The organism is Agromyces sp. Y782, from assembly GCF_059445405.1.
The window spans coordinates 1,127,761-1,140,931 of the sequence record NZ_JCAIUG010000001.1 but is presented as its reverse complement, the minus strand read 5'-3'; the positions used below and the strand labels follow the sequence as shown (position 1 = coordinate 1,140,931).

Sequence of the window (13,171 nt, the reverse complement as noted above, 5' to 3'; positions counted from 1 at the left end):
GTTTCTACGCTACAACTGGCCGAGAATGGACGTGACGAGCACCCGGAACGGCGTGCCGGGGCACGGCTCGGTGTGCGCCGCACGGCCGGCGAGCTGCCCGACCTGCAGCGCCGGATCGGTCGAGAGCACGACGCGCCCGGCCTCGTTCACGAGCGCGAGCGGCTCTGGCACGTCGAGGAACGCCGCGAGCAGTTCGTGTTCGAGGCGGCGCACCGTGATGTCGGCCCCGACGACTCCGACCATGCGCGCGACCTCGTCGCCGGGCGCTGCGTCGACCGCCGCGGCGTGCACGGGCATCGTCAGCGTGAGGATGTAATCGCACGTGCACAAGTGGTCGACGTACGGGCCGGTGACGTGCGCGTGCCGTGTCGTCGCCGGGATCGAATACCACTCGAGCGCGCGGAAGTCCCGCAAGTACTCGGTGTACCCGCGCGTCGACAGGTCGAGCCGCGTCGGCTCGGTCGTCGAGCCGAGCACGGGGTTCGCGTCGAGCGGTCCGAGCCACCACGCGAAGTGCACGTCGCGGCCCCGCACGATCTCGCCGTCGGCGATGAAGCCGGCGCCGACGAGCAGCGGGTCGGGCTCGGTGAGGCGGGGCAGCACGAGTTCGGAGACCACGGTGTCGAGCTCGGCGGGCCGCACCTCGGGCGAGGCGTCGATGACGGCTTCGATGGGTCGTCGCCATTCGGCGAGCTGCTCGAACACGCCCGCGAACACCTCGCCGACGCCGGCGGCCACGTCATGCGCTGATCGGCTCATCGAGACCACCTCCCCGTTCGATGCGGGCCTTCGCCGCGAGCAGGTGTTGCGACAGCCCGCGCACGAGAGCGCCGGCCGCTTCACGTGCATCGGCCGGGCGGTGCGACACGACGGCGTGCATGATCGCCGCGTCGTGCGCCGCGACATCCACTCGGGCCTGCTCGTCGTCGAGGCCGAGCAGCAGCAAGGGGCCGAACTCGGCCTGCAGGCGGATCTGCTCGCGCACGAGCCTGGCCGATTGACTGAGCACCGCGAGCTCGAGGAAGAAGCCGCCCTGATTGGTACGAGCGGATGCCGCTGCGCCGAAGTCGGCCGCGGTGAGCCATGCGGTGAGGCGCTCGGCATCGGCGGCTGTGGCCCGCTCGGCGGCGCGTTCGGCGACCGCCGCGAGAATGGCGCCGAAGTACACGGCCATGTCGCTGAGTTCGACCTGGGCGAGGCCTCGGAGACGTGTCGTGATGAGGGAACGGTGGTCGGCGTCGTCGGCGACGACGAAGCTGCCGCCGTCGCGACCGCGGCGGGTCTCGACGAGACCGGCCTCGCGGAGGATGCCGAGTCCCTCGCGCACGGTGATGAGCGCGACGCCGAAGCGGCGGGCGAGGTCGGGTTCGCTCGGCAGTCGTTCGCCGGCACCGAGGACTCCGAGCACGATGCCGTCGGTGAGCCGCTGCGCGACCTGCTCGGCGCGGCCCGTGTCGGCGAGCTGGGCGAAGACGGCTTCGCGTGCGCCCGGTCCCACCCTCGACTCCATGCGTTCAGGCTAGCCGAGCAGACCTCGCCCGGATGCCCGCGCGCACAGAAATCATTCAAGATAGGATGAATTAGGGTGGCCGGGCAGCCACTGACATGCGAAGGCGGATGGGATGCACGAGCGACGCACCGACGACGAGACCCGTGTGCCGCCGGGCGATGCGCCGATGGATGTGCCGATCGAACCTGCGGGCGTGCTCGCGGGCGTTCGCGTCGCCGACTTCTCCCGCGTGCTGGCCGGGCCGTACGCCACGATGATGCTCGCCGACTTCGGCGCCGACGTCGTGAAGATCGAGTCCCCGGCCGGTGACGACACCCGGCACTGGCGCCCGCCCGTGGACGCCGACGGACAAGCCACCTACTTCGGCAGCGTCAACCGCAACAAGCGCTCGGTCGCCCTCGACCTGACGGATGCCGCGGGGCTCGCCGAGGCCCGGCGGCTCGCGGCATCCGCCGATGTCGTCATCGAGAACTTCCGGCCCGGCGTCATGGATCGCTTCGGGCTGTCGTACGACGAGGTACGAGCGTCGAACCCCGGTGTCGTCTACTGCTCGATCACGGGCTTCGGCACAGGGGAGGGCGCTGCGCTCGCCGGGTACGACCTGCTCGTGCAGGCCGTCGGCGGGCTCATGTCGATCACCGGCGCACCCGACGGTGAACCCGCGAAGGCAGGCGTCGCCCTCGTCGACGTGCTCACCGGGCAGAACGCGGTGGCCGGCATCCTGCTCGCGCTGCGCGAGCGGGACCGCACGGGCGTTGGTCAGCTCGTCGAGGTGAACCTCATGCAGGGCCTGCTCTCGGCGCTCACGAACCAGGCCGCATCGACCCTCGCGACGGGTGCTCCGCCGCGACGCCTTGGCAACGCGCACCCGAGCATCGCGCCCTACGCGGTGTTCCACGCGGCCGATCGCGAGCTCGTCATCGCCGTCGGCAACGACAAGCAGTTCCGCGCGCTCGCCGCCGTGCTCGAGTCGTCGTCGGGGGATCTCGATACGCGTCCTCCTTCGTCGGGCGCTACTCGATCAGCGGATTCCGTTGGTCGAGGAGTGAGCGCCAGCGAGCGTATCGGGACCCGCGGCGCTACTCGAGCAGCGTTGACCGACGACCCGCGATTCGCGAGCAACAGCGATCGCGTCGCCCATCGCGCCGAGCTCACGGCGCTCATCGAGGCGCGGCTCGCCGCGGCATCCGCTGCGCAGTGGGTCGAAGTGCTGAACGGAGCCGGCGTGCCCGCGGGCCTCGTGAACGACGTCGCCGAGGCGATCGCGTTCGGCGAATCGCTCGGCCTCGATCCCGTGGCGGAAATCGCCGATGGCGCGTTCGCGAGCCGCACCATCGCGAACCCGATCGGACTCTCGGCGAGCCCCGCCGCCTACCGAACCCCGCCGCCCGTGCTCGACGAGCACGCGGGCGCCGACTGGCATCCGACCCCTTCGAAAGGACCGCACCTGTGACCTCCGCCCCCTCGATCGACGCCGTGTTCGACCTCGACGCGCTGCTCAGCGCGGAGGAGCGCGAGTGGCAGCTGAAGGCCCGCGCGTTCGCGCAGGAGCGCATCCTGCCGGTCATCGAGGAGGACTTCGAGGCCAAGCACTTCCGCCGCGAGTTGGTGAAGGAGCTCGGCGACGCCGGCTTCCTCGGCATGCACCTGCAGGGCTACGGATGCGCCGGCGCGGGCGCGGTCTCGTACGGGCTCGTGTGCCTCGAGCTCGAGGCCGCCGACTCGGGCTGGCGCACCTTCGTGTCGGTGCAGGGCTCGCTCGCGATGAGCGCCATTCACAAGTACGGCTCGGAGGAGCAGAAACAGCGGTGGCTGCCGGGCATGGCTGCCGGCGACCTGGTCGGATGCTTCGCACTCACCGAGCCCCAGGGCGGTTCCGACCCTGCAAGCATGACGACGACCGCCCGTCGTGACGGCGACGGCTGGGTGATCGACGGCGCGAAGCGGTGGATCGGGCTCGCCTCCGTCGCCGACGTCGCCGTCGTCTGGGCGAAGGTCGACGACCCGCCGGCTCCTGGAAGCGGGAGCGCAGCCGAGGGTGGCGACGGCGGTCGCGCGGTGCGCGGATTCGTCGTGCCGACCTCGACTCCGGGCTTCACGGCGACGCCCATCGACGGCAAGCTCTCGATGCGCGCCTCGGTGCAGTGCGACATCGAACTCGACGGCGTGCGGGTCGGCGACGATGCGATCCTGCCGGGTGCGAAGGGGCTCTCCGGCCCGTTCGGCTGCCTGAACGAAGCGCGCTACGGCATCGTTTGGGGCGCAATGGGGGCGGCCCGTTCATGCCTCGAGGCGGCGATCTCGCGTTCGACCTCCCGCGAGGTGTTCGGCAAGCCGATCGGCGCGAACCAGCTCATCCAGGCGAAACTCGCCGACATGTTCCTCGAGGTCGAGAAGGGCATCCTGCTCGCGCTGCACCTCGGCCGGCTGAAAGAGCGCGGCGCGCTCACGCCCGCACAGATCTCGGTCGGCAAGCTCAACAGCGTGCGCGAGGCGCTGCACATCGCGCACGAGGCTCGCGCGATCCTCGCGGGCGACGGCATCACGAACGCCTGGCCAGTCATGCGGCACGCGGCCAACCTCGAGTCGGTGCGAACCTACGAGGGCACCGACGAGATCCACCAGCTGATCCTCGGGCGCGAGCTCACGGGCCTGAGCGCGTTCTGACGAGTGTGCAAGCTCGACGGGTCAGAGCCACCCGTTGTCGCGGGCGACGCTGAGCGCCTCCGAACGGTTGCGGGCCGCCGTCTTGCCGATCGCCGACGACAGGTAGTTGCGCACCGTACTCGGCGAGAGATTGACCTCGCTCGCGATGTCGGCGATGGTGGCGCCGTCGACGGATGCCCCGAGCACCTCGCGTTCGCGATCACTCAGCGGATTCGGGCTGATGCTGAGGGCCTGGGTCGCCAGCTTCGGGTCGACCACGACCTCACCGGCCCTGACACGCCGGATGGCGGTGGCGAGTTGTTCGACGGGATCGTCCTTCATGAGGAATGCGCGCGCGCCTGCCTGCATCGCCCGCTGCAGATACCCCGGCCGGCCGAACGTCGTCACGATCACGATGACGCACTCGGGCAGCGCGGCCCGCAGCTCGGCGATGACGTCGAGACCGCTGCGACCGGGCAGTTCGATGTCGAGGAGTGCGACATCGGGCATCGTGCGACGCGCCGCGGCCATGATCTCATCGCCGCGGGCGACCTCCGCGACGACCGTCATGTCCGGCTCGAGTTCGAGGAGGCCGGCCAAGGCCGAGCGCATCATGCCCTGGTCCTCGGCGATCAGGATGGTCGTGAGCTCACTCATCGTCGTCGCCCCGCCATCGCCGCGTCGGTGATCATCGCGGTCAGGCGGAAGCCGTCGGAGGTCGTGCCCGCCGAGAGCTCGCCGTCGAACGCCTGAAGCCGCTCCCGCAGGCCGGTGAGTCCGCCGCCTTCCGGTGCGCCGCCCCCGCCGCGCCCGTCGTCGGTGATCTCGATGCGTGCGACGCCGCGCTCCGCGGTGACCACGATCCGGCATCGCCGTGCCCCTGAGTGGCGCAGCACATTCGTTGCACCCTCCCGCACCACCCAGCCGAGGACGGCGTCGGCCTGCGCAGCGAGCCCATCGGGCGGAACCGCGACCTCCAACTCGATGTCGGCCGCCGCGAGCGCCGTGCGCGCTGCGTCGAGTTCGTCGCCGAGCCGGACCGAGCGATAGCCCGTGACGGCATCTCGCACGTCGGCGAGGGCGCGGCGGCCGATCGTCTCGACGTCTGCCGCGTGGGCCCGGGCGGCGTCGGGTTGCGTGTCGATGACGCGCCGGATCGCCTCGGCCTTCACGACGATGACCGAGAGCGTGTGACCGAGCAGGTCGTGAAGGTCACGCGAGAAGCGCAGGCGTTCCTCGGTGACCGCGGTGTTCGCGAGTCGCTCCTGGGTGCGCCGAAGTTCGGCGACGACCTCCACGAGGTATTGCACGATGAAGGTCGCTGCTCCAGCGATGTATGAGGAGAAGCCGAGCAAGAGCGCCGCGTCAAGGGATTCACGCTCGATGCCCGTTGCGATGGCCCCACTGATCGCAGCGGCGCCCACGACGCCGAGCGCCCAACGGCGGCGCACGGCGACGGCCGCTGCAATCGCGATGAGTGGGAAGAGGAACTCCTGATCGGTGTGCCAGATGTAGATGTATGCCGTCACCAGCGCCATGAAGAGCACGAACACGGCTTCGGATCGCCACCGGGGCCGGCCGATGCTCTGGAACGGCAGGCACGCGGTGATCGCGAATACCGCCGCCAGGACGGCGAGGGCGGCGACGCGCGCGGGGTCGGCCGTGGCGATGGCGTCGACCACAGGCCCGAGGAGGAGCAACGGCGCCCAGACGAGCGCGAACAAGGGCCCCGGGCGGCGGGCGATTCGGGAGAGCAGAGGATCGAACTCGTTGCAGAGCTCGGTTCGTTCGTCGATCTGCATGGAAACCACCCGATCAGTTCGTGACACGACGATCACTCCACGTGGTGAGCCCGAGAATCAGCGTCACCCCGACCGCGAGGTGCATCGCGACCAGACTCACCAGGGTTGCACCCGCCGCCCCCATCGAGAACGGCCCGGTCAGCGACAGGAGCAGCACGACCCAGCCTACGACTCGCCACGCGAGTCGCCCACGGCGGAAGAGCCGCTCGAAGAGCGCGAGGAGCCCCCACGCGATGGCGCCCGCGAACATCGAAGCGAGCACGATCGGGATCGGAGCGATCGTCTGCGCGGCAGGCCCGGCTCCGACGGAGAGGTCGATGCCGAGGAGCGGCGCACTCACCACCCAGACGGCCAGTCCCGCCAGGGCCGCGGCCACGAGCATCAGCGCCCGGATGCCCCTGCGGTGCGGTGTCGGACGATGCGGCGCCGCGGCATCCGGAGTCGTCGTGTTCATCGTGCCTGCAACTGTCTTGTTCATGCCTTCGACGCTACGGATGCGCCCGGCGCCTCCGGCAGGTGCCGTCGTCCCGAGATCGGGAGGACGAATGTCACATCCGCCGTCATGGACGCAAAGGGACGGCGCCGCGGGGCCGCCCCTTCGCGTCGGGCATTCAGTTGATGCCGGGGATGACGAGCCAGCGGTTCACGAGGATGAGCCAGACCGCGACGAGCACGATCGCGGCGACCGTGAGCGTCAGGCCCGTTCGGCCGCGGGCGATGAGCGCGATCACGAGCACCACGAGCGTCGCGATTCCGAGCACGAGAGACCCGAACGGGATTCCCGGCAGGAACAGCGACAGCAGGAACAGGGCGGAGACGATGGTCTCGATGATTCCGACGACCGAGCCGCCGCGCCCGCGGAGACGTCTGATGCCGTCGATGAGGGCGAGCACGCCGCCGACGAGAGCGATGAGGAGGAGCCATGACAGGGTGATCACGGGTGAAGGGTCCTTCCGGTTGGTGTGGGTATGCACCGCGACGACGGAGAATACTCCATCGCCGCGGCCAGCCTATCCACGGCGTGGCGTCGACCGGGAGGGCTTGCGCGAGTCGTCCCCGGCACGGTATTCCGCGAGGGGAATGCGACCTGATGCTGCCAATCGACCGGTTTCGGAAATGAAACCGGAGGTAACGCCGTTTCGTTCACGGGCGAAGCCGTGATGGACTCGACCCGAACTCAACCCCCGCGTACGGCACCATGTCGCGGGCACAGCACTCCCCACGAACGGAGCTCCACATGTCTCGCGCACCCCGCGGTCGCACCCTGCTCGGCCTCGCCGCGGCATCCGTCGCCGTCGTCGCCCTCGCCGCCTGCTCGAGCGGCACGCCGGCATCGAGCGATGCGGCGACCGACAACGAGTTCGGACTCGTGAAGGCCGGAACGCTCACCGTCGCGACCGAGGGCACCTACCGTCCGTTCAGCTTCCACGAAGACGGCTCCGGCGACCTCGTGGGCTACGACGTCGAGCTCGCCGAGGCGGTTGCAGACAAGCTCGGCCTCGAGGTCGAGTTCCAGGAGACCCAGTGGGACGCGATCTTCGCGGGCCTCGATGCGGGCCGCTTCGACGTCATCGCGAACCAGGTGTCGATCAACCCCGAGCGCGAGGAGCAGTACCTCTTCAGCGAGCCGTACACGGTCTCGCCGGGCGTCATCGTCGTCAAGGAGGGCGACACCTCGATCTCGAGCTTCGCCGACCTCGCCGGCAAGACCACCGCCCAATCGCTCACGAGCAACTGGTACGAGCTCGCCCAGGAGTCGGGCGCGAACGTCGAGGCCGTCGAGGGCTGGGCGCAGGCCGTGGCGCTCCTCAAGCAGGGCCGGGTCGACGCGACCATCAACGACAAGCTCACCTACCTCGACGACGTGAACACCAACGGCGCCTCGGGCATCGAGATCGCGGCCGAGACCGACGACCCGTCGCTCAGCGCACTCGCGTTCACGAAGGAGAAGAAAGACCTCGTCGCCGCGGTCGACGAGGCGCTCGCCGAGCTTCGTGCCGAGGGCGTGCTCGCCGAACTCGGTGAGAAGTACTTCGGCGCCGACGTCTCGGAGTAGCCTCGTAGCCTCTCGACCAGACCGAAGGCGGTGAGGCGATGAGCGGCTGGCAGCTGTTCCTCGATTCCTTCTGGCCCCTCGTGTGGGGCGCCGTGAGCGGCACGATCCCGCTCGCACTCGCCTCGTTCGCGATCGGTCTCGTGCTCGCACTCGGGGTGGCGCTCATGCGGCTCTCGAAGAGCCGGGTGGTTTCGGGCATCGCCCGGTTCTATATCTCGGTGATCCGGGGCACGCCACTGCTCGTGCAGCTCTTCGTGATCTTCTACGGGCTGCCGTCGCTCGGGCTCGTCATCGACCCGTGGCCGAGTGCGATCATCGCCTTCTCGCTCAACGTCGGCGGGTACGGTGCCGAGGTGATCCGCGCCGCGATCCTCTCGGTGCCGAAGGGGCAATGGGAGGCCGGTTACACGATCGGGATGTCGAACGGCATGACACTTCGCCGGCTCATCCTGCCGCAGGCGGCCAGGGTGTCGGTGCCGCCGCTCTCGAACACCTTCATCTCGCTCGTGAAAGACACGTCGCTCGCCTCGGTCATCCTCGTGACCGAGCTGTTCCGGGTGTCGCAGGAGATCGCGGCCTTCAGCCAGGAGTTCATGCTGCTCTACCTCGAGGCGGCGCTCATCTACTGGCTCATCTGCATCGTGCTCGCCGGCGGGCAGGGAATGCTCGAGAAGAGGTTGGACCGCTATGTCGCGACGTGATGTGTCGAACAGCGACCCAGACGATGACATGAAGGGGCCGGATGCCTCGGGCGGCGACCCGCTCGCCCCGCTCGAGACCCCCGACGACTCGGTGCTGCTCTCGGCACGGGGCATCCGCAAGTCGTTCGGTGACAACGAGGTGCTGCGCTCGATCGACCTCGAGGTGCGGCGTGGCGAGGTCGTCGTGCTCATCGGTCCGAGCGGTTCGGGCAAGACCACCGTGCTCCGCGCGTTGAACGGGTTGGAGACGCCAGACGCCGGCACGATCGACTTCGCCGACGGCCCGGTGCTCGATTTCGCGAAGCCGATCTCGAAGGCCCAGCGCTTCGCGCTGCGCGATCGCTCGGCGATGGTCTTCCAGCATCACAACCTCTTCCCGCACATGACCGTCATCGAGAACGTCATCGAGGGACCGGTGCGCGTGCAACGAGTGCCGAAGGCGAAGGCGATCGCCGCGGCATCCGCTCTGCTCGACCGCGTGGGGCTCGGCGAGAAGCGCGACGCCTACCCGTTCGAGCTCTCGGGCGGGCAGCAGCAGCGGGTCGGCATCGTGCGCGCCCTCGCGCTCAAGCCGCAGTTGCTGCTCTTCGACGAGCCGACGAGCGCCCTCGACCCCGAACTCGTCGGCGAGGTGCTGCAGGTAATCAAGGAACTCGCCGACGAGGGCTGGACGATGGTCGTCGTCACCCACGAGCTGAGTTTCGCCCGGCAGGCCGCCGACGAAGTGCTGTTCATGGACGGCGGGGTCGTGGTCGAGCGCGGCGCGCCCGAGCGGATCTTCACCGACCCGACGCAAGAGCGCACACGGAGGTTCCTCGACCGGATCCTGCGGCCGCTCGACTGACGGGGGCGGCAGGCCGGGGGCGGCTAGCGTTGGAGCATGCCCCGCTCGCCCCGTATCAGCGCCGACAACGGGGCACGGGCACGGGCACGGGCACGGCGGGCGCTCGGCGTCTTTCGACTGGCGATCGCCGCGCTCGAGATCACGGCGCTCGTCGGCAACTTCCAGTACGTCCTCGGCTTCCGTCTCTTCGCGACGGCGAACTTCTTCAGCTACTTCACGGTGCAATCGGCCTTCGCTGCGGTCGTGACCCTCGGCGTCGCCGGCGTGTTCGCCCTGTCGGCCCCGCGCGACCCGGCGTGGCTCGGCGTGCTCCGCACCATGGTGACCGTGTACGTGCTCGTCTCGGGCATCGTCTTCGCGATCATCGTCGCGCAGGCGTCGACGCGCGACTACCGCATGGAGGTGCCGTGGTCCGACACGGTGCTGCACTTCGTCGTGCCCGCGCTCGCCGTCATCGCGTGGACGACCGACAGCGTGCTCGCGGTGAACCCGCGGGTGCCGTGGGCGACGGCGGGCTGGGTGCTCATCTTTCCGACGATCTGGCTCGTGTACACGCTGTTCCGCGGAGCCGACATCGGCTGGTATCCGTACTTCTTCCTCGACGAAGCTCAGGTCGACGGGCCTGTGGGAGTCGCGCTCTACTGCGTGCTCATCGTCGTGATCTTCGTCGCCCTGACGGCCGCGCTCGTGGCCGTCAACCGGTGGCTGTGGCGTAGGGCACGAGGTCGTCGAGCACCTCGGTCTGGAACGCCGGATCGTCGAGTGCCTCGAGCCGAGTCGCCTGCTCTGCGGCGATGACACCGAGGAGCACGGGTTCGCCGGAGTCCAGTCCGACGTCGATCCATGCGGCCACCCCGGGCGACTCGCCGACGATCGTGAGCACATCGGCGGCGGGCTCCGCTTCGGCATCGTCGGGCTGGTCCGCGGCATCCGCTCGCCAGAATGCCTGCTCGAAGCGCAACCAGACCGTGTCGACGACGCCCATGCCGAGCAGGGAGATCGCGCGCTGGTGCATGAGCGGCAGCGCCGGGCTGAAGCGCACGGTGTCGGTCTTCAGCACGCCCAGCGGCACCGTGACGATCGCCCGATCGACGTTGAGCGACTCTCCGGAGTCGAGGCGCAGGCTCACCCGCCGGTCGTTGTACGCGATGCGGGTGACCACGCTCGAGACGGCGATGTCGAGCGGTGCCGCGAGCTCGTCGACGTAGTCGGAGAGACGCCCGGTGATGAGATTGCCGAGTTGCTCGAGGCGCCGCGGGTCGTACTGGCCGGCCGAGACGACTGCGGCGGCAGCGCCCGTCGACGGCTTGACACCGCTGTTGATCGAATGCGCGAGCCAGTCGGCCGGGCTCACGCCGTCGGCGCCCGGTTCCGCCGACAGCGGCGCTGCGCCCGAACCCGCGAGAGCGGTCGCGAGGGAGACATCGTGCAGCTGGCTGCTCGCCCACTGCTGCGCAGTGGCGATCGCGTCGGCTCCGGTCGCGGGGATCGGCACGCGAACGCCCGCGGGAGTGGCGGCCGCCACGGTCGGCACGAACGGTCGGGTGTCGACGGATGCCTCGTGCAGTGCGTCGAGCAGGCCGTCGTCGTCGCCCGCGAACACGCTGCCGAGTTCGACCGGTGCGTCGAACCCCGCGGCGTCCACGGAGTGCGCGCGTCCGCCCAGCCGGTCGCGCGCCTCGATGACGACGACCTCGAACCCGGCGTCGACGAGTTCACGGGCCGCAGTGAGCCCCGCGATGCCGGCGCCGATCACGGCGACGCGCTCGCCGGCTTCGCCGAGTCGTGCGACGTCGGCAGCGGCTCGGATGCCCGACGCTCGCGCGCCCGCGAGGGTGCCCGGCGCGTCGGGGTCGGTCGCCTCGCCGGCGATGACGAGTCGATCGGCGACCGGCTCGCCGAGCGCTCGCCGCAATTCGGGCGTGCTCCCGACAGCATCGAAACTGAACGCGCCACGGGCGAACGGATCGGCTCCCCAACGGGAGCGCCGCATCGCCGTGGGCAGCGGAACGCCGTTCGTCGGTGGTGGCGGAGGAGTCGATGGCGTCCTCGTGGGCACCGGGCTCGGGTCGGGCTCGGGCCAGGTGCAGCTCGCGAGGGCGAGTGTCGCGAGTCCCGAAAGCGAGGCGGCGAGGAAGGTTCGCCGGGCCATGCCGCCCGGCGCTCCCCGTGATTCCATGGAATCAGGCTAGCCGACCGACCGGCGGGCCCACCCGGTGCGGCCGGTTACTCGGAATCGGGCATCCCGCTCACCGCGCGGCCGACGAGCCGCTCGCATGGAACGCGGCCGCGAATCGCGGCAGGCTCGCTTCGATCGTCTCCATCGTCGCGGTCAGGCAGATGCGGAAGAACCCGGGTGTCTCGAACATCCGCCCCGGCAGCACGAGCACGTCTTCTCGGTCGAGCGAGGCGGTGAATGCGGCATCGTCGGCGATCGGGGACTTCGGGAACAGGTAGAAGGTGCCTTCCGGCACGGTGACGTCGTATCCGATGTCCCGCAGCGCCGCCACCATGACGTCGCGCTTGCGCTGGAAGCCCGCGATGTCGAACTCCAGCGTCTCGAGGCGGGGGAGCGCGTACTGCATCGAGGCGTTGGGGAAGAGCCATCCGCCGGTGATCTGGATCGCCTCGATCGCGTCGCGGAGTGGCTCGCGGCCCGGCATCGCGGGCGATACGGCGAGGTAGCCGATGCGCTCGCCCGGCGAGAGCAACGTCTTGCCGTAGCTGTAGGCGAGGAAGCTCCATGGGTAGAACTCGACCGGGCTGCGGAAGCGTGCGCCGTCGTACACGATGCGGTTGTACGCCTCATCGGAGATGAGGAAGATGCGCCGGCCGTTGCGCTCCGAGGCCTCGTCGAGCAGAGCGGCGAGACGTCCGAGCGTCTCGACCGGATAGATGCGGCCGGTCGGATTGTTGGGGCTGTTGACGATCACGATGCGCGTACGCGGGGTGATGGCGGCCGCGATCGCGTCGAGATCGAGGTCGAAGGTCTCACGGTCGATCGACACCTTCACGGGCGCGAGGCCGGCCTCGCGGATGAGCCCCTCGTAGAGGAACCATGGCGGCAGGCTGTAGACGACCTCGTCGCCCGCATCGCCGACGAGCTTCAGCGCGGTCGAGATCGCCGCGAACCCGCCCGTCGTGAGGTGCACGTCGGCGGTCTCGAACGGGATGCCGACGTGACGTCGCAGGGATTCGGTCGCGGCCGCGATCGCCGTCGCATCGCCGAAGTTGTAGGCGAACCACAGTTCGTGCTGCGGGATCAGCGCGTCGCGCAGGATCTCGACGTAGGCCGTCGACGCCGGTTCGTGCGGGTCGCCGAACGTGAAGTCGAGCACGCCGGGTTCGTGTCGTCGTCGCTCGTAGCCCGAGAGCCGGTAGAACTCGTAGAGCAACTGGAACGGCGTTGCGGCCTGCACGTTCGCGACGCGATCGGAAGTGAGTCGGTCATCCATGAGCGCTTCCCTCGGGATCTGGGAGGCTCCGCCGACACGGAGTTCCCGTGAATGCCGCCATGGTACTCCGCAGCGAGGCGTGCGCCCTCAGGGATGTCCCGTATCGAGACATCGAGACCCGTCCCTATCGCTGGTCGAGTAGTGAGCGCCAGCGAAC

General features: G+C 69.6%; 14 protein-coding genes. 6 read left to right on the top strand and 8 right to left on the bottom strand.

All coding sequences use genetic code 11. From position 1 onward, the window contains the following. Positions 1–9: 9 nt before the first annotated feature. Entirely contained in the window at positions 10–759 is a 750-nt protein-coding gene (locus AC1C2S_RS05270; RefSeq protein ID WP_495351482.1) for a PDC sensor domain-containing protein, read from the bottom strand. Continuing rightward, on the bottom strand, positions 740–1,510 hold the full coding sequence (locus AC1C2S_RS05265) for a FadR/GntR family transcriptional regulator (protein ID WP_495351481.1): 771 nt from the start codon (positions 1,508–1,510) through the stop codon (positions 740–742). The genes AC1C2S_RS05270 and AC1C2S_RS05265 overlap by 20 nt, the downstream gene beginning before the upstream one ends. 166 nt (positions 1,511–1,676) lie before the next feature. On the opposite strand from AC1C2S_RS05265, the gene AC1C2S_RS05260 reads away from it, so the two are divergent. Both AC1C2S_RS05260 and AC1C2S_RS05255 read left to right on the top strand, forming a co-directional pair. Then, a complete protein-coding gene (locus AC1C2S_RS05260) occupies positions 1,677–2,963 on the top strand; it encodes a CaiB/BaiF CoA transferase family protein (protein ID WP_495353198.1) in 1,287 nt (428 codons plus the stop codon). Next, positions 2,960–4,177 (top strand): acyl-CoA dehydrogenase family protein, encoded by a 1,218-nt coding sequence (locus tag AC1C2S_RS05255; protein WP_495351480.1) that lies wholly within the window; start codon positions 2,960–2,962, stop codon positions 4,175–4,177. The genes AC1C2S_RS05260 and AC1C2S_RS05255 overlap by 4 nt, the downstream gene beginning before the upstream one ends. Before the next feature lie 21 nt (positions 4,178–4,198). On the opposite strand, the gene AC1C2S_RS05250 is transcribed toward AC1C2S_RS05255, so the two are convergent. From AC1C2S_RS05250 to AC1C2S_RS05235, 4 genes are all read right to left on the bottom strand, one after another. Beyond that, positions 4,199–4,813 carry a response regulator gene (locus AC1C2S_RS05250; protein ID WP_495351479.1) on the bottom strand — a complete coding sequence of 205 codons (615 nt, stop codon included), beginning with the start codon at positions 4,811–4,813 and terminating at the stop codon, positions 4,199–4,201. After that, positions 4,810–5,958 carry a sensor histidine kinase gene (locus tag AC1C2S_RS05245; protein WP_495351478.1) on the bottom strand — a complete coding sequence of 383 codons (1,149 nt, stop codon included), beginning with the start codon at positions 5,956–5,958 and terminating at the stop codon, positions 4,810–4,812. The genes AC1C2S_RS05250 and AC1C2S_RS05245 overlap by 4 nt, the downstream gene beginning before the upstream one ends. A 13-nt stretch (positions 5,959–5,971) precedes the next feature. Continuing rightward, positions 5,972–6,436, bottom strand: coding sequence for a DUF6069 family protein (locus AC1C2S_RS05240; protein ID WP_495351477.1), 465 nt, complete (start codon positions 6,434–6,436; stop codon positions 5,972–5,974). A 133-nt stretch (positions 6,437–6,569) separates the two neighbouring features. Continuing rightward, on the bottom strand, positions 6,570–6,896 hold the full coding sequence (locus AC1C2S_RS05235) for a hypothetical protein (protein ID WP_495351476.1): 327 nt from the start codon (positions 6,894–6,896) through the stop codon (positions 6,570–6,572). Between the two features lie 299 nt (positions 6,897–7,195). Between AC1C2S_RS05235 and AC1C2S_RS05230 the strand changes: the two genes are divergently transcribed. The 4 genes from AC1C2S_RS05230 to AC1C2S_RS05215 are packed head-to-tail and all read left to right on the top strand — an operon-like array spanning position 7,196 to position 10,357. Beyond that, complete coding sequence (locus tag AC1C2S_RS05230) at positions 7,196–8,014, top strand: amino acid ABC transporter substrate-binding protein (RefSeq protein ID WP_495351475.1); 819 nt, start codon at positions 7,196–7,198, stop codon at positions 8,012–8,014. A gap of 38 nt (positions 8,015–8,052) precedes the next feature. Further along, a complete protein-coding gene (locus AC1C2S_RS05225) occupies positions 8,053–8,715 on the top strand; it encodes an amino acid ABC transporter permease (protein ID WP_495351474.1) in 663 nt (220 codons plus the stop codon). After that, on the top strand, positions 8,702–9,559 hold the full coding sequence (locus tag AC1C2S_RS05220; RefSeq protein ID WP_495351473.1) for an amino acid ABC transporter ATP-binding protein: 858 nt from the start codon (positions 8,702–8,704) through the stop codon (positions 9,557–9,559). The genes AC1C2S_RS05225 and AC1C2S_RS05220 overlap by 14 nt, the downstream gene beginning before the upstream one ends. Before the next feature lie 36 nt (positions 9,560–9,595). Then, positions 9,596–10,357 carry a Pr6Pr family membrane protein gene (locus AC1C2S_RS05215; RefSeq protein WP_495351472.1) on the top strand — a complete coding sequence of 254 codons (762 nt, stop codon included), beginning with the start codon at positions 9,596–9,598 and terminating at the stop codon, positions 10,355–10,357. Here AC1C2S_RS05215 and AC1C2S_RS05210 read toward each other — a convergent pair. Next, positions 10,254–11,738, bottom strand: a complete 1,485-nt coding sequence (locus AC1C2S_RS05210; protein ID WP_495351471.1) for a flavin monoamine oxidase family protein — start codon at positions 11,736–11,738, stop codon at positions 10,254–10,256. The genes AC1C2S_RS05215 and AC1C2S_RS05210 overlap by 104 nt on opposite strands. Positions 11,739–11,808: 70 nt before the next feature. Next, a complete protein-coding gene (locus AC1C2S_RS05205) occupies positions 11,809–13,014 on the bottom strand; it encodes an aminotransferase class I/II-fold pyridoxal phosphate-dependent enzyme (protein WP_495351470.1) in 1,206 nt (401 codons plus the stop codon). Positions 13,015–13,171: the final 157 nt, after the last annotated feature.